Raw genomic sequence first — 24,577 nt, forward strand, 5'->3', positions numbered from 1 at the left:
GCGGCCTGCAGCACGGTGATAATCGCCCTCATCCGTACCCGCGAAGCCAGGACCATGACCTCCAATACCCTTTCTTCGAAGCAGGACCGACTGGTCAGGCTACTTGGCTTTCTGAGCTATGACCCGGCCAATCAGGCGCTGCTGACAAACGCCCTGAACCTGGCGATCGAGACAGGTGACGCGGGCAATGGCAAGCGCCTGCTCGAACACCTTGAGCAGCACCCCGTCGATGACCCGCAACTCTGCGCCCTGGCCCTGCACCTGGCGCTGATGGCCCAAGATTTCGTCTGCGCAGCGGCCTATGGCGACAAGGCGGTGAAGGCCGGTATCGAGCATCCAGCGGTTATCTACAACGCCGCTTTCGCGCATTTCTACAGTGGCGACTACATGGCTGCCGCCGACCTCTTCGGGCACCACCCTAGTGCCCAGGACAGTAGCGCCGCGCTGCTCCTGCATGCCCGCGCCCTGCACCATCAAGAACTGACCGAAGAGGCCGAGCCACTGGCAGTCCTGGCCCTGGAGCAAGAACCACAGAACAATGAAGCCCGCGGCCTGCTGGCGCTGCTGCGCTACGAAAACGACAACCTTGAAAGCGCCCTGAACCTGTCCCAGGAAGTGCTGGTCCACGATCCTGACCAGCTCGACGCCCTGATCGCCGGCGCCTCTGCCCATTTCGAGCAACGCCATATCGCCGCCTCGCGCAACGCCTGGCAGCACGCTGTCCATGCCCACCCCCAATGCGGTCGCGCCTGGTCTGGCCTGGGCCAGCTGGAATTTAACGAACTGCAGTTTGATCAGGCGCTGGAGCACTTGCGCAAGGCAGTCGAGTTCATGCCGGACCATATCGGCACTTGGCACCTGCTGGCCTGGATTTTTATCCTCCGCAATGACAGTGCTGCCGCCCGTGAAGTTTTGCTCAAGTCCTATGAACTGGATCGCAACTTCGGCGAGACCCATGGCGGCCTGGCGGTGGTCGACGTCATCGACGGCCTGGAAGACGAGGCACGCATTGGCATCCGCCGCGCCCTCAAGCTCAAGCCCGACAGCCTCAGTGCGCGCTATGCCGAAATATTGCTCTTGCAGCGCGCCGACAACGGCGACCAAGCGATGGCGTTGATGCACCAGGTACTGGCGGAGCGTTCGCCCGACGGTCAAAACAACGGCCAGGTCTTGCTTGAACGCTGGTTGCATGAGCACCAGGACAAGCGTGGCCGCACCCGCCCCGATCATCATTGAACCGCATCACCTGGAGCCTTCTGATGCTGGAAGCAAACGAATACCTGCACCTGGCCATACACGCCAGCCAGGAAAACAACCATCACGCCGCCCTCGATTACCTGGAGCGCGCTCTGCAGCTGGAGCCGGACAACCCGCAGGTGCGTTACTTCCAGGCTGCCGAATACGCCGAGCTCGGCCTGTTCACCCGGGCTATCCTTTGCATGGCTGAGGTGCTGGAGCTAAACCCGAGCATGGACCTGGCTCGCTTCCAAATGGGGTTGTTGTACCTCCAGCAACAGTCCCCGGAGCAGGCTCGCGGCTCATTCGAGCGTTTGTCCGCCAACAGCCTCGACGAAAGCCTGCGGTCCTTCGCCCACGCCTATGTCTCGCTCATCGACGAAGACCTGCAGGTCGCAATCATTAAGTTAGAGCGCGGCCTGCAGGCCTGCGAAAACCCATCGCTCAAAGACGACATGACCCGCGTACTGGCGACACTCAAGTCCGATTACGCTCCGCTAACGGCCGACCTCGCATCTGCCGGGGATAACGCCCCGGTGTTCCTCGGTGCCTACCGGGATGTGGGCGAGACGCCCTGATGTCCAGTATTGATCGCACCCGCCTGACGCGGCTGCTCGCCACCCTTGGCAAGCCTGCGCCTCAGGGCAGCAGCAATACCCAAATCGCCTCGACGGGAAGCCAGCACCACCCTGTCCCGGCAAAGCCGGGGGGCCGAGACCCCTTGGTTCTCCGGGCACGGCTGCGTAGCCGGCTGACCACCCTGCTAGAAAGTGCCGGCGATTTCCAGCAGGCCGCACCTTTGGTAACCGTGCAGGAAATCCTGCGCTGGGAGTTCGGCCAAAACGTTGTGGCTCATCCGCAGTTCGAGCGAGTGGCGGGTAAAGTGGCGCAGGCGCTGCTGGCGGATGAAAAAATGGAGGCCGCTGTTTATCGGGTGATCGAGACGTTGTTGGTATCAGATTGACACGGCAGTTCACCGCGATCAGCAGAAAATGAAGTGCTGGTATGTTCGTTCCTTCCGTTGATGCCGCGGGGCCGCCTGTCCGACAGGGACATAAAGACGATCTGGTGCAACGTGTTTTGGCGTCTGCAGGTTGAAGGCCAGGAAGTCGATCTGCACTGAGCCACAGATAGTCCGCAATGGGGTACACAAAGCCAGAGTACGCCACCTCGGCAGCGTCAAAAATCGCCATTTTACATCGTGCATCCTGTTGGGGATATCAAGGGGTATTTCTGGGGGTACATTTCTGCTTTCGCTAACGAGAAGTACCGCGCTAGAGCCCTATCAAAATGTTCTTTGGCGACCCGGACAGCCTCTGAATCGGCATAACGTACAAACGCCCAACCGCTCCAACGAGGCCCCGGATGTCCCTTCAGCCTCTCTGCCCTGCCTCTCTGCCCGATAACTGCAGGAGCCTGCTCTATGACCTGGCGACGGCGCTCCCTGGCAAAGGGCGAACTTCGCTGCTCAAACAGCTCAATAGCTACTGTACGCATGCAGGCGACAAGCAGATTGAGGGCTCACCACAGCCCGGGCAATCACGACTCACACATCGCACAACAGTTCGATAATCGCACAAAATCCGCTTAGCTCCCTCTACTTGTGCACGATCTTGCGGCACGCTAGTACGCAGTCACCCAACAATTCCTAGGTGCTGATTGGCCCACCGCTTCGCCACGCGAAGACAAGGTCGATAACCCACACTCCAGGAAAAACCAGGAGCTCGCTTTGATCAATAAAACGTTTGAGTCCATCGCCAGCGCGGTGGAAGGCATTACCGACGGTTCGACCATCATGGTCGGTGGTTTTGGCACTGCCGGCATGCCGTCTGAACTGATTGATGCCCTGATCGCCACCGGTACCCGCGACCTCACCATCATCAGCAACAATGCCGGCAACGGTGAGGTCGGGCTTGCCGCGCTGCTCAAGGCGGGCAGCGTACGCAAGGTGGTCTGCTCGTTCCCGCGCCAGTCCGACTCCTACGTGTTCGACGAACTGTACCGGGCCGGCAAGATCGAGCTGGAAGTGGTACCGCAAGGCAACCTGGCCGAGCGTATCCGTGCTGCGGGCTCGGGCATCGGTGCGTTCTTCTCGCCGACCGGCTACGGCACCCTGCTGGCCGAAGGCAAGGAAACCCGTGAAATCGACGGCCGCCAGTACGTTCTGGAGATGCCGCTGCACGCCGACTTCGCGCTGATCAAGGCGCACAAGGGCGACCGTTGGGGCAACCTGATCTACCGCAAGGCCGCCCGCAACTTCGGCCCGATCATGGCCATGGCCGCCAAGACCGCCATCGCCCAAGTTGACCAGATCGTCGAACTCGGTGAACTGGACCCGGAACACATCATCACCCCGGGTATCTTCGTCCAGCGCGTGGTCGCCGTCTCCGGCACTGCCGCTTCTTCGATCGCCAACGCTGTCTGAGGCCTGCCATGACCATCACCCGAAAACTCTCCCGTACCGAGATGGCCCAGCGCGTGGCCGCAGACATTCAGGAAGGCGCCTATGTAAACCTGGGCATCGGCGCACCGACCCTGGTGGCCAATTACCTGGGCGACAAGGAAGTATTCCTGCACAGCGAAAACGGCCTGCTGGGCATGGGCCCAAGCCCTGCGCCGGGAGAAGAAGACGATGACCTGATCAACGCCGGCAAGCAGCACGTCACCCTGCTCACCGGCGGCGCCTTCTTCCACCACGCCGACTCCTTCTCGATGATGCGTGGCGGCCACCTGGACATCGCCGTACTGGGCGCCTTCCAGGTGTCGGTCAAGGGCGACCTGGCCAACTGGCACACCGGCGCCGAAGGTTCGATCCCGGCTGTAGGCGGTGCGATGGACCTCGCCACGGGCGCCCGCCAAGTGTTCGTGATGATGGACCACCTGACCAAGTCCGGCGAAAGCAAGCTCGTGCCCGAGTGCACCTACCCGCTGACCGGTATCGGTTGCGTAAGCCGCATCTACACCGACCTGGCCGTGCTGGAGGTGACGTCCGATGGGCTGCAGGTGATAGAGATCTGCGCCGACATCGACTTCGACGAGTTGCAGAAGCTCAGCGGCGTGCCGCTGTTCAGGTAATCCACCCTGCCCGTATGACGCCTGGAATCCCCGGGCGCCTCTACTTGGCCAAGCTGGGCCACGTGCGCGTTAGTGAGAGGCGTTGATGACATTTCGTGATACCTCGGCGTCACTCAGGTAAGCTCTGCCCCCTGTAAGGCAGCGCATGGCGGGTCTTGATTGAATCAACGGCCGCCATGGGTTGACCCGCCGACATCACCACCAACCGATAAGGAAATCTCATGCGTAAACTCAAATTCGTGCTCATGGCGTTGCCGTTCTGCGTACTGGCCGGCTGCGGCGGCGACGCGCTGGAAGGCACTTACGAACAAACCACCACCGTGATGGGCTTCCAGGGTCCCAAGCAGACGGTAGAGTTCTCGAGCGACTACATCATCGCCAACGGCAACAAGGTCAAGGTTGACGAGTGGGAGCGCAAAGATGATGTGGTCACTGCTCGCAACAAGGACGGGGTAGCCCTGATCAACGTTCGCGTACTGGATGGCGGCAAGCGCCTGGAAGCCGTTGGTGGCAGTGACATGGCCAAGAACGTGTTCGTGCGGGTAGATTGATCTGGCGGGGCGGGCGTTCGCCTGCCCCCAAACACCGACCTTGGTCTGATCAGGGTAAAGCCGAGTGAGCCAATCTGATGCTCGCAATGGCGCAGGATGCCTATCGGCTGCACTGAGGCCAGGATTTGTTGGCACGCTCTACTTCTGAGCCGGATGCACCGCCTGCAGGTGGTTGGAAAACCCTGCCTCCGTTTCACAGCGCCAGGTCGCCCACAGCTTGCTACCGGCCTCACCGCCCATGTCCAACTCGAACGCCAACCAGTTCCGGGATGGCATCACATAGCGATTGAACCCCGGGAACAGCATCATCTCGACACAGTGCTGCACATCGATGGACTGGACCTTGCTCGCGGTATGGTTCAGCAACTGCAGAAACAGCCGTTCGGCCACGCCGATCAACGAAGGATGCACCACACCCGACGAGGTGAATTGCTGAATCTGCGCCCAGTTCGAGGTCGGCGGGATGTCTCGGCGATAACAGCTGCCCCACGCCGCGACGTGCACGTCCCCAGAAGCGATGGATACCCGCAGCAGCCTCTGCTCGGCAATCCGGGTCAGCGATTCCAGCAGGCGCTTGCGCTCGCCCTCGTGATCGCCGTGCGACCAATGGTCCTTGAGGTCGTCAGCATTGCTGTCGAGCACATGGTCCTGGCCGAAGGTATCGAGTAACCCTTCAGCCAGGGACAGTTTGGGGTGCGCGACTGGCACCGAGGACATGAACATCAGGTGCTGGCATTTGCTCCCCGGATGGGCAGGCTCACCGTCACGCAGTGTGCCGAGCCAAGCCTGCATGGCAGCCCACGTCGCGGCCCCCATCACCTGGGTGCGTGAACGCTCGGTGCGCAAATCAGCCACGAACAGTGATACCGGCCCTATGTGAAAGCCGAAACTGAAGCCCGGTTGGCCATCCAGAAGTGGCAAGGCCAAACGGTCCCCTTTCAGCCATGTGCCCCATGCTATCGGCTCGTACTGAGGGTCCTGCTGGGAAACATTTGCACGCTTCAGCCCTTGCAGCGGCGGCAAGTCATCCAGGGCATGCTGCAACTGAAACACCCAGAACGCCTTGCGCGCGTGGCGCATCATCACCTGGAACAACTCACAGTGTTGCATGGCGGGGCTGTAAGACCCCCAGCCGTCGAAGATGTCGTGGTCGTCCCACATCATCACCGTGGGGATTCTCGCCATCGCATCAGCGGCATCCAGGTTCGGCTTGGCCTGGCCCCAGTCACGCCGAGTATCCGGCAGCCAACGCTTGGCATAGAGCCCGAAATAGTAAGATTCGATCTCCCTCTCCAGCGTCACACCTACCTTGAATGCCAACTGCTCCTTGCGCGACAGCCCGACCCATTTCTTGAGCGCTGTTATATCTTCCCAGATCGAATCGAAGTAAATCTGATCGCCCCCCATCAACAGCAATTGAAAGCGCTTCAAGCCCTTGTCATGGATACGGGCTTCGTGCCAAAGCTGCTCCTTGTCCAGCACGTAACCTGCATCGCGCAGCGTACTGTCATGGTTACTGATCAGGTCAGCCCAGACGGCGTTTTCAGGGCGCACCAACTTGCGCATGCCACTTGGGTCGGAGAAGCCATTGCAAGAGACGTAGGCCATTCTCGGCGCATAGTCTCGGCCGGGCACGGAGAACTCCCATTGCGGCCCGCCCTGCGCTGCACCAAATCGCACCGTTCGCTCCTGGGCCTGTTGCTCGCAACTCAGGTCATAGCGAAGGATGGTTTCCTTGCCATGCTCCAGCAACACCTTCGGCGCAGCGCATGCCCGCCCTTCAATAACCAGCGCGGGGAATGCAGAACCCTGTGCAACCCCGACCAACGCAGTCACTTGCCACTGCCCGGTTTCACTGACGCCGCGAAAAGACAACACCGGCCCTACGGTAAAGCGTGCTTTGGACATCCCTGTTATCTCCCCTCAAGCTCGGCAGCAATAACGCTGACAATTCTGGCGCGCGAAACGGCTCTCTTGGCCAGCCTCTGCGCTTCACCGGTCTGGTCCAGCCATTCTCTGAAGCGCTGCAGCGCATGGCGCGTTTGCGACGCATCGCGGCAGTTGGCCAGGAAGGCAAACTGTACCTTCTGTACATCATCGGCGACAAACACACCGAAGGGTCCGCTGACCACGGTTGCATCAGCAAAGCCCAGCAACGCCGTGGCCTGATGCTCTGTAGCCCCCCGATGGCAGGCAATCAGGTGCAACGGCCCATGCGCGCCTTGCAATAAATGAGCATGCTCATGGTCACGTAGAAAGGGTTTACCCACCAACTCACGCGCAGCGGCAACGGTGAACGCAGCCGGGATTGCATGGACAAACACAGCGATATTCACGTCGGCCATTGGAACAATGGCATACGCATCGCCCACAGGGGCTTCGCCACCCGTAAGCGCCTGCAGCAACACCGTTTCCATCGCGCGTTTGCGCTGACGAAAGTCCATCCGTGTCCAATCGAGCGCCTGGCCCATGTCGAAGCGGCTCGAAGCGGCAGCGGTTACCCCACGCTGGGTCAGAACCACCACCGCGTCGAGCAGCGCTTCCTGAACGCGGTCGCGCAACTGCTCGACGGTAGAGACCATTCCCCCCCTGAACGGGGTCTGTTGCGCGATAAACGCCTGGAAGCGCTGATTACGTGCTGCCTCAGCTTCCCGGCTATCACCGACCGGAATATTCGGCATGGCGATGAAGCGCACCTTCCCGCGCGTGGTGGCAAGCCCTTCCATGTACTCCGCATGGCAGATGCCGATGTCACCGTCACCACTGGCCCAGCCGGCATTGCCATTGGACAGCACCAACAGCACATCGCAATCGCGCACGGCTTGTAAACAAGCGTCCCAACTGTCCTGCATGCCATCGGCTGGGGGGGCATCTTCGTTGATCCAGACTTCGAACAGTTGCTTGCCGAACAGCGTCGTGCCTTCTATCTCACGCTTGAGCTGCGCGCGGATACTGCTGAGGGTTTGATCGCTGCCAGCGGGAAAACGGTCGTTGCAGCGACTGGACAGCATGACGCTGATTTTCTTTGACTGGGCCATCCTTGCTCCTGCCCCACGTGCGAGGCCTCAACAGTCTTTGATCGATAACAGGTTTCCGCCCCAAGCATAGATCAGGCGAAGACCGTGTCTAAAAGCATCGAAGGGTATTCCTATCGGCAATCAGTGAAGCCTCATGCAGTTTGGCCGCTAAACACTGAACAGCAGTTCCTTGTCAAAGTACTTCACCGCGACATGATGGCCAGTGCCAACCAGGTCGAACGGTTCGCACATGGCGCCTGTCGAGACGATATCGCCCGCACGCAGAACCTGCCCGCGCTCAGCCGCATGGGCATACAACGCTGCCAGCGAATGCATCGGGTCTGTCGCGGCATCGCCGAACAAACCACGCGCCCGTGGCACGCCATCCAGATGCACGACCGCGGTCGCGGCAAGTTCAGTCAGCAATCTATCGTCGATGCCACTGCAAATGTGCTCGCCGATGACCAGCGCTTCAAAACCGACGTTGTCGGCCACAAAGCTCGGCCAGCCGACACTTTTGCGATCAACAAAGCGTGAGCGGACGACCTCGAAGGTTACGCAGGTGGCACGGATATCGTCAGCTGTCGGTGCACGCCCCGGTTCAGGATGTACATCGCGGTCAAGCACGAACGCGACTTCACATTCGACAGTGACCGGCGTCAGCGCCGGCAACGGTACCCTGACCCCGCTTGGGTGGCAGCGCGCAGCATCGAGTTGCCCAACCAGCGGCCGTGTCAGCTTGCCGGCGTGCATGGCCGCTGGGCTGCCTACCCCAAGTTTCCAACCGACACGTTGGCCACCCACCGTACTGAACAGCCGATCCTGAGCGTCGTACCCCTGCTCGAGGGTCTCGGGTTTCAGGTGCGCGGGCAAACACTGCAGAAGGTCGCCGCTGCGCCATGCGCGCAACAGGGCATCGGCGGTTGGCTGGGGCGTGAACGTCGAAGGAGTCATCAAGGCCTCTGGCTGAGTGGGCGGGTCAATGGGTTGCAGGTGGGGTACGGAATTGCACATCGAGCAGCGCCTCGAACACTTTGATCATGGCGCCTTTGTCCTGGCTGCCATGGCCTTGCAGCAGTGCCGTCTGGTAGGTCGCGGTGGCAGCCGCCAACACCGGTAGTGGCAGGCCCATCTCGGCGCTCAGCTGTGCTCCGTGACGCATGTCCTTGTAGGCATCCTGCAGCGGGTAGCTGCTGGTGAAGCTGCCGGCCAGAATATGCGGCAGAAAGTATTCCGAAGCGTGGCTGCGCCCGGTTCCAGTGTTCACCACGCGGCTGACCTGCTGGGCATCCAGGCCCAGCTTGCAGGCCATGGGCAGGATTTCGGCAAGTGCTGCGATGTTGATGTTGTAGAGCAACTGGTTGATCAGCTTGGCCAATTGGCCGCTGCCCACCGGGCCCATATGAAGGATGGTCGATGCCATGGTCTGCAGGTAAGGACGCATCTGTTCAACGACCTCGGCCTGGCCGCCACACATGGCGGTAAGCGTGCCGTCGCCAGCGCGCTGGGCCATACCCGAGACAGGGGCGTCCATGAAACGCACGCCCAGCGAGGCGAGGCGGCGCGCGATGTCGAGGGTCTGGGCATACCCGAGGGTACTGGTATCGACCACCGTACTGCCAGGGCGCATCCATTGCGCCAGGCCCTGGGCAGAAAACAGCACCTGCTCGACAACCTGGTCATCGGGCAAACAGAGAAACACCGTGTCGCAAGCGGCCAAGGCCTTACGCTCATCGGTCGGCTGCGCGCCCAGACGCTCCAGCGCCGCATACGCCTGACCGCTGGCAGAACTCACCAACAAGCCCGGGTAGGCGCTGAGCAGGTGGGTTGCCATGGGCAGCCCCATTGTTCCCAAACCGATAAAAGCGATGGTCATCATGCGGCCCCTGGTGGTTGAGCAGCACATCCTAGACAGGCTTGTTCATAATGAAAAATATATTGTTATGATACTCTCGATCACATTTTGTTATGGAGCAGTGGCATGAACCTGAAAGCGCTACGCTGCTGCGTCGAGGTCAATCGCCAGGGCAGTTTTACCAAGGCTGCGAAAAGCCTGCACATCGCTCAACCGGCATTGAGCATGGCGATTACCCGCCTGGAGGAAGAACTGGGCATGATGCTGTTCAACCGCGCCGGCCGCCGTGTAGTGCCGACCGCAGAAGGCGAACGCTTCCTCGCCCGCATCGATTCGGTGCTGCGAGAACTGGACACGGCTCGCCAAGAACTGCGCGACATGGGGGACCTGCAAAGCGGCGAGGTGCGCCTGGGTATCCCGCCGATGTTCGGCCTCTATTATCTGCCTAGGCTGCTGAGTAGTTTTCGCAAGGCTTACCCAGGCGTTGTCATGACCGTGCTGGAAGGCAGCGCCGACGACATCAGCCAGCGCCTGGAGCGGCGTGAAATCGATGTGGCGCTGCTCGAGTCGCGGCGCGTGATCCCGTCCTGGGAGTCAGTGCTGCTGGGCAAGGATGAAATGGTGCTGTGCATGCACGCGGACCATCCCCTGGCCACCCTGCCCCATCTTGAACCTGGCGACCTGCAGGACGTCGAAATGGCCGTATTCGACAGCACATTCCTGCAACGGCACATGCTCGACGCATTCGTCGCCACGCGGGGCGTGCGCTACCGGACTGCACTGCAGAGCAACTTCGTTTCGCTGGTGATCCAGGCAGCACAAGACAACGTCGGTATTGCCACCCTGCTGCGTTCGGTGCAGCAATGCACACCAGGGCTAGTCGGCATTCCCTTCGAACCCGCGCAGCACATGGACTTTCGATTGTGCTGGCGACGCGGTGAATACTTGGCCCTGGCAAGCCAGCGCTTCATTGCATTCGTCCGCGAAGACCGCACACTGGAACGCACGGCTGAGTAGCGCATCCCTGGTGTACGGTCGCCCTAGTGTGGTGTTTCCGAAACACCACACTAGGGGCAGCGTGCCTCAACGCCACTCGCTGTACGGCTCAAGCGGCGCCACCGGCAGCGCCAGGTTGCCCCGCCACGGCTCGAACAGGTAGCGCAGGTACAGCATGCCATGGCTCGGAGCATAGTCATCGCTGTGCTGCCAATCGAACCCGCCCCCCAGCACCCAGTGGTCGCTCAGGCGGCGCTCGAACAGGCCGCGCAGGCGGTAGCCCAGGCCGCTGCTGTCGCTGGCGTCGTTCATGGCATCGATGTTCGAGCGCACGTCATACTGCGCCAGTACCTTGTGGTTAATGTGCGCGTCCGGGTACAGGCGGCTGCGGCCGCTGTGGGCCTGGGACCAACCGACCGAACCTTCCAGCAGCAACGACCAGTCGTAGTTGCGCCAGGCGTAACTGGCCGGCACGCCCACCGACGTGTAGCGTTGCGGGCTGTAATAGCCGCCCTGCCCCAGGCTGTAGCCACCCAGGTCCTTGTCGTGACGCCAGTGCATCAGCGTCAGGCCAACGCGTACGCGCTCGTCGGCTTTCTCCACCAGGCGGTGGTAGTAGCCGGCCATGGCGCGGGTGCGCTGGTTGTCGGTGACGTTTTCGCCATACAGCCAGTGGTGCCCCAGGCTGGCCCAGACGCCGTTATCGCCCCCTTGGTCCCAGCTCAGGCCAAGCGTGCCGCCATTGGCCGTGACCCCGCCCCAGCGCACGCCGGTTGCCGGGTCACGTGCCCCGGCGAACGACAGCAGCGAGTTGCTCATTGGCCGCCGCGAAGCGGTCAGTGACCAGCCGACCTGGCCCAGGTCGCCGTTGACCGTTGCCCCACCCAGCCAGTTGTTGACTGCGTAGCCCTGGGTGGTGCCCAGGTCGAAGGCCCAGCGGCTGCCCTGCCAACCCAGCGCCAGCACACTGCCGTTGGCTGTCTGCGAGCCGCCCGTACACGCGGGCAGCGATGTTCCGTCAGCCGTCTGGCCAACAAACTGGCAGCTGCCGAAGTCGGGGGTGTAACGCCCCTGATCGTTCTGCTCGAACGAGCCCGCATCCATGCCGATACGTTCTACCCGCGCAAAGGCGGTGCCGTCCTGCCAGGGGGTATCGACATGCAACAAGGTCGACTGGGTGCTCAGCTCGGACGTGCCCGGCGTACCGTCATCCTCGCGCCAGCCGTAGTCATGCATCAGGGTCACGTGGGTATTGCGCTGGCGATACAGGGCATCGACGTCGCTGCGCAAGCTGCGCGCCAGCCAGTCATCGGCGCCCTGCTCGCGGCTGGCCAGTGTCAGCGCGCGGTCGTCGCGTGGCGACACGGCGGCGCGGTCGAGCAACTGCGCATCGGCCATGGCCGCCGCATAGAGGTCCAGCGCCCGTTGCGGGTCATCCTGCGCCACCAAGCGGGCGGCGTCGCGCCGCAGCAATGGATCGGGGCGCGTCTGCTGCGCGGCAATCCGGTCGAGCAGCCTGGCCGCTTGCTCGTGTTCGCCCAAGGCGACCCAGACCGCCGCCAAACGCCGTTGGGCGTTGCTGTCATCAGCGGCAAATTGTGGCACCTGCACGCCCAGCATGTGCCGGGCCTGCGCCAGGTTGCCTTCGGCCACGGCGCTTTCCATCACCCCAAGCCGCGCATCAGCACGCCCAGGCTGCACGGCAAGTACACGCTGGTAATAGCCACGCGCTTTGCCAGGTTCACCGCGCGCTGCTGCCCAGTCGCCCAACAGCATCACGTCATCCGGGCTACCTTCACCACGCGCCAGACTGGCTTCCAGCAAAGCTGTTGCCTCGGCACCACGGCCTTGTGCCTGCAGCTGTTGCGCCGAGGCCAGGGTCATGCGCCGTTGAATACGCTGCTGCAGCGCGTGCATGTCCGGGTTCCAGGTTGCCTGCGGTACTGCGCCCAGGCTGTCCAGAGCCAAGGCATCACGGTCGCTGGACTCCAGGAACAGACCGTGGGCATAGCGGGTTGCCGGGTCGAGTGGCTGGTGCTGCACCAGCCTGGCGAATGCTGCGTCGGCCTCGGCGGTGCGCCCCTGGTGACGCAAGCTGTTGGCCAAATGATAGACCAGCCAAGGCTCATCGGGGGCCAAGGCAGTTGCCTGGCCCAGCGCCTGGCTGGCCGCCTGCCAGTCTTCGCGCTGCAGGGCTTCATCACCCTGTTGGCGCAGGCGCGCCAGTTCCAGGCTGCGGCGCAGGCTGGCGAACTGCGCTTGCTGGCGTGGCGGCAGGCTGTCCAGGTATGCCTGCGCCTTGTCTGGCGACTGCGCCTGGTACACACGCATCAGGCCACGCACAGCGCTTTCGTTATCCGGCGCCATGCGCCGCACCTGCAGGAATTGGCGCTCGGCAGCTGCCGCATCGCCCTCTGCCAGCGCGACATCCGCCAGGCCCAGCAAGGCGTATTCATCCTTGGGACGCTGCTGGCGTGCCTGCAGGTAAAGGGCGCGCGCGCCTCGCAGGTCGTTTGCCTGCAATGCCCGCTCAGCTTTGTTGAGCAGCGCCCAGTACTGGCTGGACGACTCCAGGTCTTTCCATTGGCTGATCCAGTAGGTGTCCTGCTCCTTGACGCTGGCCGCCCGGAACGCAGCGTTGGCGTCTTGGTAGCGGCTCTGGCGCATCAGCGCATAACCCAGGGCACCGTACAGGCTGGCATCGTCCGGATATTGGCGCAGCGCCCGGCGCAGTTGTGCTTCAGCTTCGGCGTTACGGCCCTTGTCGAGCAACGCCTTGCCCCGCTGGCCAGCCTGCCAGGATGGGTCGGCCAGCAGTTTGCGCTGCTGTTGCAGGTTATCGCTGGCCTGGGCCAGCAGCGGCGAGGCTGGGTAGCGTTGCAGGAAGGCTTGCCAGGCCGCCGCACTGGCGGTGCTCACCGCCTGCCCGGACAGGTAGTCGAACTCGCGCTGGGCAGCGGCATCGCGTGCGCCAGGGTCTCGCGACAGTTGATCGAGCAGCGCCAGCGCTTCGCGGTCGCGGTTTTCAGCGAACAGCCAACCGGCCAGGGTCTGGCGCAGCCCGGCGCTGCCGGGGTACTGCCGGTCCAGTTGCTGCAACTGGCGGATGGCTTCAGGGCGTTGGCCTGGCAGGTTGCCGCGCACGCGCCAGTAGTCAAGGGCCAGCTCAAGGCTGGGCGGTTCACCCGCAAACAAGTGCTCATACGCCGCCAGCGCTTCTTCATTGCGCCCGGTGACGGCCAACAGGCGTGCCTGCTGCAAGCGCCGCACGGCCTCTGGCTGCTGCAGCGCAAGCAGGCGCGTGGCCTGGCGTGCCTGCAGGCTGCCAGGCGCCAGGGCAGTGATCCGGGCCTGCAACTGCTGGGCCTCGGTGGTGTTCTTGTCACGCAACGCCAGGCTCAGGGCTGCCAGCAGCACGTCCGGGTTGCGCGGCTCCAGCAATTGCAGGCGGCCCAGTGCATCGCGCACCAGATCGTCACGGTGCAATGCCTCGCCCCGACGCACCTGGTCCAGCAGCCATTGGCGCTGTTCAGCGGCATCCTTGGGTTGCGCTACGGCCTGGCACGCCAGCGTCGCCAGCATCACCACACCAATCATTTGCTGCATGGCGCGCTCCAGGCCGGCAACAAGCGGCCGTGCGGGTCAAAACGGTAACGGGCTTCATCCCAGCCCTGGCCGAACAGCGCCAGCACCTGGCCGTAATAGGCCTTGACCTCGACTGGCTGCTCGTGCAGGCGCTGACGCTGGGCGGCAAGGCTGGCAACGTGCGCTGGCGACGCGGCCAGCAAGGGCAGCAATGCTGCAGAGAACCCCGCCGGGCCATGGCCGCTGGTGTTACCGCTGTGCGCATCCGCGCGTTCTGGCGGTAGCCCTTGGTGTGCGGTCACTGCCGCCATCGGGGCATAATGAGCCAGCAGTTCGGCACGTTGCGCCGCGCCCTCGGCCAGCATGCCGACCCACAGGTACACGCGAATGGCGTCGTAGTCGCCGGCGTTGCCATGCTGCGGGTCCGCAGCCAGCTCACCGGCCGGCGTCCACAGCAGCCAGTCCGGGGCGAAGCCCTTTGGCGACGAAGCCAGCCACAGACGCCGCGTATTGGCGGCCAGTTCGCCCCACAGCGGGTCCACCAGGCTGAAGCGGTCCAACACCTGCAGCGGCAGGTAGCTTGGGTTCAAGCGGGTGCCGTTGGCATCCTCGAAGCCGTAGTCACCAGGCAGCAGCATCACCCCCAGGCCCGGCAGCTTGCGCACGGTCTGGGCGGCGATGCGCCATAGCATGTGCTGCCCCAGTTGCGTATAGGCAGGCATCTCCCAAAGCCGCCCCGCCTCCAGCAGGCTGTAGGCAATCCACAGGTCGGCGTCGCTGGCGTTGTTGGCGTCCAGCACCTGCCACTGGTTCTGGCCCTTGCGGCCCCACAACCAGGCTGGCAGGTGCCGCGCCAGGTCGCCCTCGGCGAGGTTATTGCCGGTCCAGCCCAGCACCTGCGCGAACGCCTTCCGGTCATTGCCCACCAGAGCGAAGAACAGCGCATAGCTCTGCCCTTCCGAGGTGGTGATCAGGCGCTCATCGCTCGGGTCGATGACCCGCCCGTCCACGCTCACCAGCTCGGCCTTGAAGCGCTCCCAGGCCGGCCACGGGCAGGCGGGTGCGGCATTGGCGAAAACGGGCAAGCCCAAGGCGACCAGCCCTACCAGCAACGGACGCACCATCACCCGCGCTCGCCCAGGCGACGACGGCCAGCCCAGCGCAATGCCCGCCACAGCAAGAAGGCAAACAGCACCACGCAAAGGGCCGCGATCGCCGCCAGCAACACCGGGTGCTCGGACAAGTGGAACCACAGCAACATCCACCAGGGCAGCGCACCGACAAAGTAGTGCTCGCCGACGAACTGGCTGGTGACGCCACTGCTGCGCACCAGCGTCACCGAACCGGCCACGGCATCGAGTTTGCCCACATCACCCAGCACGTCGCGCAGCAACCTGTAATCGCTGTCGCTGTTGGCCAGCAGGGCGACGACGCTGCGCTGCTCGTGGAACGGCGATTTCAACCCGGTGATGGCCGCGATCGGCGCCTGCGCGCTGACCGCCACACGGCTGCTCGCGGCCACCGGCGCGGTGTCGAAGCGCTGGCTGCCTGGCAACCCTGCGCTACGGCCTTGCAGCAGCCAGTCACGCTGGGCGCTGAGCAGCAGGCCGAGGTTAGGCGCATCGCTCAAGGCCTCGGGCAAGCTGCCAATCAGCAACAAGTCGGCATCGGCGGCCGTTGCCTGCTTCCAGTCATCGACCAGCTTCAGGCCAAGCGCGGGGTAACCGATTTGCCCGGCCAGCCCACCAACCGCATCGAGCAAGGTGCCAACCTGCATCGCCGTGGGCTTTGCCGGCATGATGACCAGGGTTTCGGAAAGGTCGGCCATGCGGCTGAACGGGAAGCCGCTGCGGGCGAAGGCGCGCAGGTCGGGCATGGCGATGTAATGGTGGTAGCCGGACAAGTCGATGGTCGAGTTTTCGTCGATCGCCGCGCGCACATCCACCGGCAGCGACGTCTGGCAATGATCGCGCTGGGCGCTGCCCAGGGTGCTGGCAAAGCTGAAATCGAAACGTAGGCGGTTGCGGTCGCCGATCTTCAAGGCCGGCACCAGCGAGTTTTCGGTCAGTGCGCTGCTGTCACCGGACAACACCGCCAGGCGCACCTGCTCGAGCGTGCCGCCGCGCCGGTCGTTGCCCACCAGCGGCATGCTGGTGATGTACTGGTCATTGACACTGATGCTCAGGCGCGATTCGTCACTCACTGCCGGTGCCGTATAACGGTACAGCGTGCGCAACGGGATGCCCTGGTTGCGCCAGACGAACAAGTCTGGCGGCAAATTCAGTGACAGCGTCACCGGCCGCGGTTGCAGGCCACTGACTTGCAGTTGCTCGGGGTAGTCGAGCAGTTCGGCGAAGCGCACCGGCCGATCGGTGCGCGTCCAGTTTGGCGCGTCGTAGGGCTTGCGCGGCTGCAGCGCGGTCATCTGCTCGACCTGCACTCGGGCACCACGGAACAGGTTGTTGCCAACCGCCAGCGCCGAAGCTGCCTTGATCAGGTCGTCATCGTTGCGCCCCAATACCAACAGCACCTTGCTGAAGCGGTCGTGCGGATGGTCGATCATCTGCAACACCGGGCCGTCGACCAGCGGAAACTGCTGCAGGTCGGCGAGAAATGCCGGGCGGCGTTCATTGCTGGCAAACACGATGCTCGGCTTGGGGGTGTCGGCACTGGCCGGCAGGCGGTTGTACAGCACCGGGAAGGTTGCCTTGCGCCAGCCGGCCTGGCTGCCGAAGTAAGACGCCAGGATAGCGGCCGCACGCTGCTCACCCAAGCTCGGCACGCCACTGAACACCACCGGCAGCTCGACCTTGCCGGTGTCGCGCGCGTCAAAGAACGGCAGCGGGAAGTACGCCAGGTCGTTGTCCAGCGCCAGTGCCTGCTCGTGCAACTGCACCTGGCTCTTGCGGTTCAGGTTCAGCCACAGGCCGCTGTGCGCCGGGTCTTCGCAGATGTCGGTGTAATGCCCGACAAACTCCAGGCGGACCCGGTTGAAGTCGCTGAGCAGCTTCGGGTCCAGGGGCAGTTGGCGGCGCACGCGCTGGCCAAGTTGCTCCTTCTCAACCGGCACTACCCCCATCAACTCGTCATTGAGGTAGACGCGCAGGTGTGACAGGTTCGGCAACAGCGCGGGCGAAGGCGTGTAGTCCAGCTGCAAGGTGGCGTCGGTGGCGAGGCGGTCGCGACGCAGGCCGAACTCGATGTGTTCGCTATTGCGCACCCCCAGCAGCAGGCTGTCGGACGCATGCCCGAGCTGCTCGAAGGTTTTCGTAACCGGCCAGCTCGGCACCTTGGGTACGACGGGCTCGGCAAGCGGGGCTTCGGAGGCGGCAGCGGCGCTCTGCGACAAGGCGGCAAACAGCGCCATCGCCAGGCCCCAGGTACGCGCGGGATAACCAGTCATCATGCGTCTCGATCAACAGGGTTCATGAAAGGGATAGGCCGCGGCGTGCGGGGCCTGTAGCTGGCCAGCCAATGCACCAGCGCGCGCAGCGGGCGCAACCATGTCCGCAGCCACGGCGGCATGTGCTCGACCAGGCGCAGGTAACCGACAGCGCCCAGCTTCAGCACCTCGACCAGGCTGCGCAGCGGGCGATCGGCCTCGTGTTGCTGGTGCCAGCCAAGCCAGGCATCGGCACGGGCAAAGGTGCAGTGAACCAGGTCGATGCGCTGTTGCTGGCTCAGGTCGTGGAACACCAGACCCACGTGTTGCCCGACGGTACGGGTGACGCTGGCCTGGAAGGCAAACTCGCGCTGGCCACGGTTGAGCAGCAGGCGTACCTGCGCCCCGGGTTTGAGCGCAAGGCCTTGGTGCAACTGCAGGCCGACGCCGCCATCGGAGTAATCGACCAGGGTGCAGGGGTAGGCGTGACCGCTGGCCAGCACCAGCCCCGCCGGCAAGTGCATCTGCACCCGGTGGGCGCGGCGTACCTGGCGCACCTCGGCGGCCACGGCAACGGCGGCGCCGATGATCAGCAGGTTGTAGACCACCCACAGCGAGCTGACGATCACCGTGCCGACTTCCGCCGTGGGGCCGGTGAACAGCCGCCACACGGCAAAGCCCAGGCCGGCCACGTTGAGTGCCGCAAGCCACAGGTAAGGCTGGGCGATGCGCCAGTCGAACTGCCCCTGCTCCATCAAGCCGCCCTTGGCGGTGACGTTGAAGGTGCCCTTCTTCGGCGCGAACAGCGCGACCGTGGTGGGGCGGGCGATGTACCAGGCGAGCACGGTCTCGTAGACCTCGCCCCAGAACGTTTGCCGGTACTTGCCCTGCATGCGCGAGTTGGTCAGGCTGGCGTGGATCATGTGCGGCAACACGTACAGCAGGATCATCAAGGCAGGGGCATAGATGATGTAGGCATGCAGCAACAGGAACGCCAGCGGCGCAGTCAGAAACACCAGCCGCGGCAGGCCGGCCAAGAAGTGCAGCATGGCGTTGGCGTAACACACCCGCTGGAACAGGCTCAGCCCGCGGCCGAAAATCGGGTTGTCGGTACGAAAGATTTGCACCATGCCACGCGCCCAGCGAATACGCTGGCCGATGTGCGCCGACAGGCTCTCGGTGGCCAGGCCTGCCGCCTGGGGGATGCTCAGGTAGGCCGAAGACCAGCCCTGGCGGTGCATGCGCAAGGCGGTGTGGGCATCTTCGGTCACGGTCTCCACGGCAAAGCCGCCAATGCTTTGCAGCGCCGTACGCCGCAGTACCGCGCATGAACCGCAGAAGAATGCCGCATTCCACATGTCGTTACCGTCCTGGATCAGGCCGTAGAACAGCTCTCCTTCATTGGGCCGGCGGCGGAACGAGCCCAGGTTGCGTTCGAACGGGTCTGGCGAGAAGAAGTGGTGCGGCGTCTGCACCAGCGCAAGCTTCGGGTCCTTGAGGAACCAGCCCACCGTCATCTGCAGGAATGAGCGCACCGGCACGTGGTCGCAGTCGAAGATGGCGATCAGCTCGCTGTCGGTCACACCCAGCGCGTGGTTGAGGTTGCCGGCCTTGGCGTGCTTGTTGTCCGGGCGCACGATGTAGCCCACGCCGACCTCGTCGGCGAAGGCGCGGAACGCATCGCGTCGGCCATCGTCGAGAATGTAGATGCGCAAGCACTCGCGTGGCCAGTCAAGGCCCAGGGCGGCCAGCACTGTGGTGCGCACCACCGCCAAGTCTTCGTTGTAGGTGGGGATCATCAGGTCGACCGTCGGCCAGTGCCCGGGGTTGGCCGGCAGGTTCGCTGGCTTGCGCTGCAGCGGCCAGCAGGTCTGGATGTAGCCAAGAATCAGTACGCACCACGAGTAGGTCTCGGCAGCCAGCAGGATCACCCCGCACACCAGGTCCGTGGTGTCGTTCCAGTTCAGTGTCGAGGTATAACGCCACCACAGGTAGCGGCAAGAGATGATGGTCGACAGCACGATCAACATCAGGGTCGGAAAGCGGCCCGGCATGTGCCGCACCAGCATGGCGATACCCAGAAGCAGGCAGATGAACATCAACTGTGCCAGGTAGCCGAACGGCTCGGTCACGCACAGCAAGGCCAGGCCAAAGGCGCAGAGCGTCAGCACACCATAGAAGGCCCAGCGGGCGAATACGCTCAAGCCACGCAGGCGTGCCGAAGCTGCCTGCTTGAAGGCACTGGCCCGATAGCGCGCGGGCAACTGTTGCAGCCGGTCGATCAACCGGCCACGGTAGTGCTGCACCCTCTGACGCGTGGTGTGCCAGTGGCCGCGCACGGCACGCCAGGCCTTGCTGGCCGGCCTTGGTTGGCGTGGCAGCGGTTGGCGCCGTAGCAGCAGCCACAGGCTCTGGATCAACACCCGCACGGGGTCGCCCAGGCTCGGGCGCTTGCCCGCCAACTGCGGGTACAGGCGCTGACGCTCGGCCAACAGGGCCTGCCAGGCGGGCGACTCCAGGCGCAAGAACAGCACAGCCAGCGCCACACCCAAGGTAAACAGCCAGGCGACCGGCCGCTGCGCGCCGCGTGTGGTGAACCAGGCGTAAGCCGACAGAGGGTTCAGGGTCACGACTGCCGCCTCGTCAGGCAGCGCACTGCCAGGCTCTGCACATCCCGACAGGCCAGGCTCTGCGGCGCGTAATGGCCCAGCGGGGCCTTGCACGCCAAGGCCTCGAGAAAGGCCTCGTCGCGGTGCACCACCTGCAGGGGCAAGCGATCACGGAACAGGTCGCGCCACACCATCAGAAGGTCGCTCTGCAAGCGGCTGGCCGGGTCGTAACGGTTGATCAGCAGCAGGTCGTAGCGCTCGATGGGGCGGCGCCCGAGCAGCAGATGGCTGGCCATTTCGGCCTCGGCCACCAGCACCTGCACATCGGTCTCGACGCAGTGGCCCGCAGTCGCGGCCGGTAACTGCGGCACGTCGAACAGCAACCAGTCGAAGTGTTCGGCCAGTTCAACCTGGCGAGCGGCCCAGGTTGCAGCGTCGGCCGCCGGGTGCAGCGCATCGCCAGGTGCATTGCCGAACGGCATCAGGCACAGCCCATCGAGCACCTCGTATACAGCGTCGGTGTACGGCCGCCCTTCCCGCTCGGCAAGCGCCCAGCCCTCGCGCGCCTCCAGCGGCAGGTTGAAATGCAGCCCCAGCAGGTTGTCCGGGCACAGGTCGATCAACAGCACCCGCTCACCCACGCCCTGCAGCGCATAGCCCAGCGCGGCCAGCAAGGCACTGCGCCCCAGGCCACCGCGCACGCCGTGCAACGCCAGGCTGGTCATGGCAACACCGCCTCGCCCTTCGGTGCAGGCATGAGCAGCCCATCCTGGGCACTGGACCGGCAGCTTTCACCCAGCAACGGCCAGCGCTGCAAGGCCTGCTGAACCCCCACCAGCATGGAAATATCCTGATAGTTCAGGTCCGGCATATCCAGGTGCTGGCGCAGTTGGGCAATGTCGTCACTACGGTCGGCAGGGTCAGCGTTGCCAGGCTTCATCGGCTCTCCTCGGGGATAGGCTGCCAGTCAGGCTGGCCTTGCAGGCGCATGTAGGCGCGCCCCTGGTAGTTCAAGACCTGCGCACCGGAGGTTTCCGCGACCTGTTCGGTGGTCGGCAGGTCGTTCAGCAGGCTGGGCACGTCCAATGCCTGCTGCTGGCCAAGGCCGGCGTACACCGGCGATATCAGCTCGGACAACGCCAGGTAACTGGTGGGCGCCGAGACCCGCAGCGGCTCGCTGCGCGCAGGCTGCCCCATGCCGATGAACTTGAGGCCAACCGGCACATGGGTAATCGACGGCGTGGGGATTTCGCGCATGCCCGACAGCTGCATGCGGTCGCCATGCAGCGCGGCGCCATGTTCTGGGACGATGGCCACGACCACGCGGCGGCCACTGCGCTCCAGTTCGTCGAGGAAGGTGCCCAGCTCGCCGAACAGGCGGTTGGCGCGAGTGGCGTAGTCGGCCACACGGGTGCCGCCGTCGGCGGTGACGATGCGGTTGCCGTCATGCAGGCTGATGCTGTTGTAGAACAGCGACACATGCTCGGCCGGCGTGCCTTTACGCTGGCCCCACCAGCGCCGTAACACGTCCAGGTCGCTGGCAATCGGCGAGCCGTCGAAGCCGACCAGTGCCCGCGGGAAATCGGTGTTGCGCAGGCCAGGTTGCGGCATGTGCTGCTGGGTGATATCGCCGATGAAGTTGTCGAAGCGCCCGCTGTGGTTGAGCAAGGTATTGCTCTGGAAGCCAAGCCTGGCCAGGTTCTGGAACAACAGGCACTGCTCCGGGGCGCTCTGGTACAGGCCCGCGTGGGACGACTGCCCACAGCTGGCACGCAGTACGCGGATGGCGGCCGGCCCGCTGTAGGACGTGGCCGAGTTGAACTGATCGAAGACCACGTCCAGGCGCGAGAGCAGCGGGTTGTCACGCAGCCCCACGGCCGACAGGTCATCCCAGGCCAGCGAGCAGATGTTGATCACCAGCAGGTCGAACGGCTGCTCCTCGGCATTCATGGCAGGGAACGCCGTTACTCGTTCACGCTCACTGGCGAAGAACTGCTCAAGCCAGCCGTCGAGCGTGGCGTTGTCGGCCACCGCCGTGGCCTGCGCCTGCGCAGCGGGGCTGGTAGTCACCGTGCCGGGCGCCTGGCCCGCAGTGAACCCCAGTGACGGCAGCCCGCCGACGGCCAGCCAGCCCAGCCCTAACAGGCTCAGGGTACTCAGGCGCAGCCAATGGCGCAGGTACAGATACCCCACCAACAGCAGTGCCAGCGCGCCCATCAGGTTCCAGTTGATGAAACGGCCCAGCAGTTCGAGCAGGTAGTTCCACGAAAAATCGAGTACCCCCGGCTGCGCCAGCAGGCGACTGAACGGCGGCAACCAGGTGTCCTGGTAGAACAACGCGATGCCAATCGGCAGCGCCGCTAGCTGGCGCGCAATGCGCAACCACTTGCCCGGCAACGGGATCAGCAGAAACGCTGCGAACAAGAGGTTCGGCAGCGCCTGGAAGTCGAGCATGCCCAGAGCGACCAGCAGGAACTTGGCCAGAAAATAGAGGTTCCACGCTCCCAGACCAGGCCATCGGGCCAGAACCGGGAGCGTGACGGTGGTATTAGTCATTACGGGGTTCCTGGCGTGCAGCGCGGTGGCGTACGCCCAGCGGTTTCAGGTAACGGGGGGAAAGGCGGCGGTGCAACCAGCCGCGCAACACTGCGCGCAGGCGCACCACCAGCAAGGCCAGGCCCAAGGTGACCAACGCAGTGAGGGCGATCACTTGCAGCAATTGCGTGAAGTTCATACTGCGCCCCGCTTGCCCAAGGCGACCCGGCGCGGCGCCAGTGCCGGCCGCGCTTGCGTGGGTAACTGCGCCGCTGCATCGACCCGCGGCGGCTGCGGCGAGCGGTTATCGAGGAAGGCCGGGGCGGCCAGGCTGTCGACGCCGGCAAGCACTTCCTGGCTGATGAACAGCTCTTTCCATGACAACTGGAAGATGTGATCAAGTGCCTGTTCGACGCCTTCGGAACGGCAGGCAAACAGGAACAGAAACAACACCTCCCCGACCACACAAGCGATGTCGCCGTCGCGGCGGAACACCGTACGCGAGCATGCCTGCAGGGGAGTCAGGCCTGGGGCCGGGCGCAGCACCAACAACTGGTGGACGATTTCGCCGTTACGCACACCGTGCCACATGTTCTGCACTGCTTCGGCGAACGCATCAGGCGCTACCAAGCCGCAGATCGCGAGTGGCCGCAAACGCGTGAGCAAGGCATCGAAGTCGGTTGGCAGGTGTCGGCGCCAGACATAACCCTGGATGCTTTCCACCATGGTCAGGAAGCGTGACAGGCTGGCGCCAAACGGCACGATCTGGGTGGCGCCGCAGGCCAGCAGCAGTTGTTCATCCTGGTAGCGCAAGGTGGGCGCCATTTCGCGCACTACCAGCTTCAAGGCATTGCCACGCAACTGGCGCAAGCGGTGCAGCTGGCGCGCCAGGCTGTCCAGGCGCTGCCCGCCATCCATGGCGAAAATGACCGTGGCGGACACCGCTCGGCTGGCGCGGTCAGCCAGTTCGTCGAGGCTTTCGCAGACCTGCCAGTGCTCGGAGAAAGCAGGCGCCCCTTCAAGGACCGGCCGCTGGGCCAGGCACAACAGCTCATCGCCACCGGTATCGGTGGGCGCCTGCGGCGTACCGGCAACGGCAAACCCCGCGTCAAGGCGCACCAGCTCCATGTCCCGGGTGCCCGCCTTGCCAAGCGGGTTGCTCCAGAAGTGCTGCAGGTAACGGACCCCGCCTTTGCCGCGATACACCTGGGCCAGGCCGTCGACGCCCTGGTTGAACACGCGCAGGCGCTCCACCAAGCCGGCACTCTGGCCACCGCTGATGACCAGCAGCAGCGCCGCCTCGGCCAACAACAGCGGGCGCAGCGCCTCGCACCAGCGCTCGACCTTGCCGTCTGCCCAGGCACCGGCAGGCGCCAGCACGACAAGCACACGGCCAGGAACATCGAGACGGGGCAGATCATCGACCAGGTGCAGGGTGGCGTGAGGGTTGGCTTCATACAGCGCCAGCTCGCCCGGGCCCTTTGCGGCATCCAGTGCACTCAGCACATCACCCATGCCTTGCGCATCGGCGATCAGGGCTGCCCGCGTTGGTTCGGGCAACCCCTCCACCACCTGGCGGCAGAGCAAGGTGGCGTCTTCTGCGGTGTCACAGGCCAACCAATACAGTCCTTGTAGATGAAGCTGGCTGCTTTCGGCGCCTAAGCCGGAGATTGCCAACAACGGCATTCCATTCGTCAAAACACTGGCTCTGAATTAAGAATTGAAACGGATTTCGG

At 63.9% G+C, this 24,577-nt stretch carries 21 protein-coding genes; 8 read left to right on the forward strand and 13 right to left on the reverse strand.

The window, feature by feature from the left end; translation table 11 throughout:
- The first annotated feature begins 54 nt into the window (after positions 1–54).
- From CKW22_RS17415 to CKW22_RS17440, 6 genes are all read left to right on the forward strand, one after another.
- Entirely contained in the window at positions 55–1,236 is a 1,182-nt protein-coding gene (locus tag CKW22_RS17415; RefSeq protein ID WP_095064513.1) for a tetratricopeptide repeat protein, read from the forward strand.
- Positions 1,237–1,259: 23 nt separating this feature from the next.
- Complete coding sequence (locus CKW22_RS17420; protein ID WP_095064514.1) at positions 1,260–1,814, forward strand: tetratricopeptide repeat protein; 555 nt, start codon at positions 1,260–1,262, stop codon at positions 1,812–1,814.
- Positions 1,814–2,200 carry a hypothetical protein gene (locus CKW22_RS17425; RefSeq protein WP_095064515.1) on the forward strand — a complete coding sequence of 129 codons (387 nt, stop codon included), beginning with the start codon at positions 1,814–1,816 and terminating at the stop codon, positions 2,198–2,200. The genes CKW22_RS17420 and CKW22_RS17425 overlap by 1 nt, the downstream gene beginning before the upstream one ends.
- Before the next feature lie 765 nt (positions 2,201–2,965).
- Positions 2,966–3,661 carry a 3-oxoacid CoA-transferase subunit A gene (locus CKW22_RS17430; protein WP_033698416.1) on the forward strand — a complete coding sequence of 232 codons (696 nt, stop codon included), beginning with the start codon at positions 2,966–2,968 and terminating at the stop codon, positions 3,659–3,661.
- A gap of 8 nt (positions 3,662–3,669) precedes the next feature.
- A complete protein-coding gene (locus tag CKW22_RS17435; protein ID WP_033698417.1) occupies positions 3,670–4,311 on the forward strand; it encodes a 3-oxoacid CoA-transferase subunit B in 642 nt (213 codons plus the stop codon).
- A gap of 221 nt (positions 4,312–4,532) precedes the next feature.
- Positions 4,533–4,862: a hypothetical protein gene (locus tag CKW22_RS17440; protein ID WP_033698419.1), complete on the forward strand. Its 330-nt coding sequence runs from the start codon at positions 4,533–4,535 to the stop codon at positions 4,860–4,862.
- A gap of 138 nt (positions 4,863–5,000) precedes the next feature.
- On the opposite strand, the gene CKW22_RS17445 is transcribed toward CKW22_RS17440, so the two are convergent.
- From CKW22_RS17445 to CKW22_RS17460, 4 genes are all read right to left on the reverse strand, one after another.
- The gene (locus CKW22_RS17445) at positions 5,001–6,770 is read right to left on the reverse strand and encodes an alkaline phosphatase family protein (RefSeq protein WP_095064516.1); all 1,770 of its coding nucleotides are present in this window, start codon (positions 6,768–6,770) and stop codon (positions 5,001–5,003) included.
- 5 nt (positions 6,771–6,775) lie between these two features.
- Entirely contained in the window at positions 6,776–7,900 is a 1,125-nt protein-coding gene (locus CKW22_RS17450) for a DUF4062 domain-containing protein (RefSeq protein ID WP_033698421.1), read from the reverse strand.
- Between the two features lie 147 nt (positions 7,901–8,047).
- The gene (locus CKW22_RS17455) at positions 8,048–8,833 is read right to left on the reverse strand and encodes a 2-keto-4-pentenoate hydratase (RefSeq protein ID WP_047583142.1); all 786 of its coding nucleotides are present in this window, start codon (positions 8,831–8,833) and stop codon (positions 8,048–8,050) included.
- Between the two features lie 25 nt (positions 8,834–8,858).
- Entirely contained in the window at positions 8,859–9,713 is an 855-nt protein-coding gene (locus CKW22_RS17460) for an NAD(P)-dependent oxidoreductase (RefSeq protein WP_238338593.1), read from the reverse strand.
- On the opposite strand from CKW22_RS17460, the gene CKW22_RS27595 reads away from it, so the two are divergent.
- On the forward strand, positions 9,712–9,864 hold the full coding sequence (locus CKW22_RS27595; RefSeq protein ID WP_177447952.1) for a hypothetical protein: 153 nt from the start codon (positions 9,712–9,714) through the stop codon (positions 9,862–9,864). The two genes, CKW22_RS17460 and CKW22_RS27595, sit on opposite strands and share 2 nt — an antisense overlap.
- A complete protein-coding gene (locus tag CKW22_RS17465; protein ID WP_033698426.1) occupies positions 9,861–10,751 on the forward strand; it encodes a LysR family transcriptional regulator in 891 nt (296 codons plus the stop codon). Before CKW22_RS27595 ends, CKW22_RS17465 begins: the two co-directional genes overlap by 4 nt.
- Positions 10,752–10,817: 66 nt before the next feature.
- Here the strand turns inward: CKW22_RS17465 and bcsC are convergent, their stop codons facing one another.
- The 9 genes from bcsC to CKW22_RS17510 are packed head-to-tail and all read right to left on the reverse strand — an operon-like array spanning position 10,818 to position 24,527.
- Positions 10,818–14,336, reverse strand: a complete 3,519-nt coding sequence (gene bcsC / locus CKW22_RS17470) for a cellulose synthase complex outer membrane protein BcsC (RefSeq protein WP_095064517.1) — start codon at positions 14,334–14,336, stop codon at positions 10,818–10,820.
- Complete coding sequence (gene bcsZ / locus CKW22_RS17475) at positions 14,324–15,439, reverse strand: cellulose synthase complex periplasmic endoglucanase BcsZ (protein ID WP_095064518.1); 1,116 nt, start codon at positions 15,437–15,439, stop codon at positions 14,324–14,326. Before bcsZ ends, bcsC begins: the two co-directional genes overlap by 13 nt.
- Positions 15,439–17,721 (reverse strand): cellulose biosynthesis cyclic di-GMP-binding regulatory protein BcsB, encoded by a 2,283-nt coding sequence (gene bcsB, locus CKW22_RS17480; protein WP_081874721.1) that lies wholly within the window; start codon positions 17,719–17,721, stop codon positions 15,439–15,441. The genes bcsZ and bcsB overlap by 1 nt, the downstream gene beginning before the upstream one ends.
- Positions 17,718–20,327 carry a UDP-forming cellulose synthase catalytic subunit gene (bcsA, locus tag CKW22_RS17485; protein ID WP_095064519.1) on the reverse strand — a complete coding sequence of 870 codons (2,610 nt, stop codon included), beginning with the start codon at positions 20,325–20,327 and terminating at the stop codon, positions 17,718–17,720. Before bcsA ends, bcsB begins: the two co-directional genes overlap by 4 nt.
- A complete protein-coding gene (gene bcsQ / locus CKW22_RS17490) occupies positions 20,324–21,031 on the reverse strand; it encodes a cellulose biosynthesis protein BcsQ (protein ID WP_033698435.1) in 708 nt (235 codons plus the stop codon). Before bcsQ ends, bcsA begins: the two co-directional genes overlap by 4 nt.
- Positions 21,028–21,246: a cellulose biosynthesis protein BcsR gene (gene bcsR / locus CKW22_RS17495; RefSeq protein ID WP_052040664.1), complete on the reverse strand. Its 219-nt coding sequence runs from the start codon at positions 21,244–21,246 to the stop codon at positions 21,028–21,030. The genes bcsQ and bcsR overlap by 4 nt, the downstream gene beginning before the upstream one ends.
- Entirely contained in the window at positions 21,243–22,862 is a 1,620-nt protein-coding gene (gene bcsG, locus CKW22_RS17500; RefSeq protein ID WP_095064520.1) for a cellulose biosynthesis protein BcsG, read from the reverse strand. Before bcsG ends, bcsR begins: the two co-directional genes overlap by 4 nt.
- Positions 22,855–23,040, reverse strand: coding sequence for a cellulose biosynthesis protein BcsF (gene bcsF, locus CKW22_RS17505; RefSeq protein ID WP_047583147.1), 186 nt, complete (start codon positions 23,038–23,040; stop codon positions 22,855–22,857). Before bcsF ends, bcsG begins: the two co-directional genes overlap by 8 nt.
- Positions 23,037–24,527, reverse strand: coding sequence for a BcsE family c-di-GMP-binding protein (locus tag CKW22_RS17510; protein ID WP_047583148.1), 1,491 nt, complete (start codon positions 24,525–24,527; stop codon positions 23,037–23,039). Before CKW22_RS17510 ends, bcsF begins: the two co-directional genes overlap by 4 nt.
- Positions 24,528–24,577 lie beyond the last annotated feature (50 nt).

It is taken from the genome of Pseudomonas sp. Irchel s3f19 (assembly GCF_900187555.1).
In the GTDB taxonomy this organism is placed as follows: domain Bacteria; phylum Pseudomonadota; class Gammaproteobacteria; order Pseudomonadales; family Pseudomonadaceae; genus Aquipseudomonas; species Aquipseudomonas capeferrum.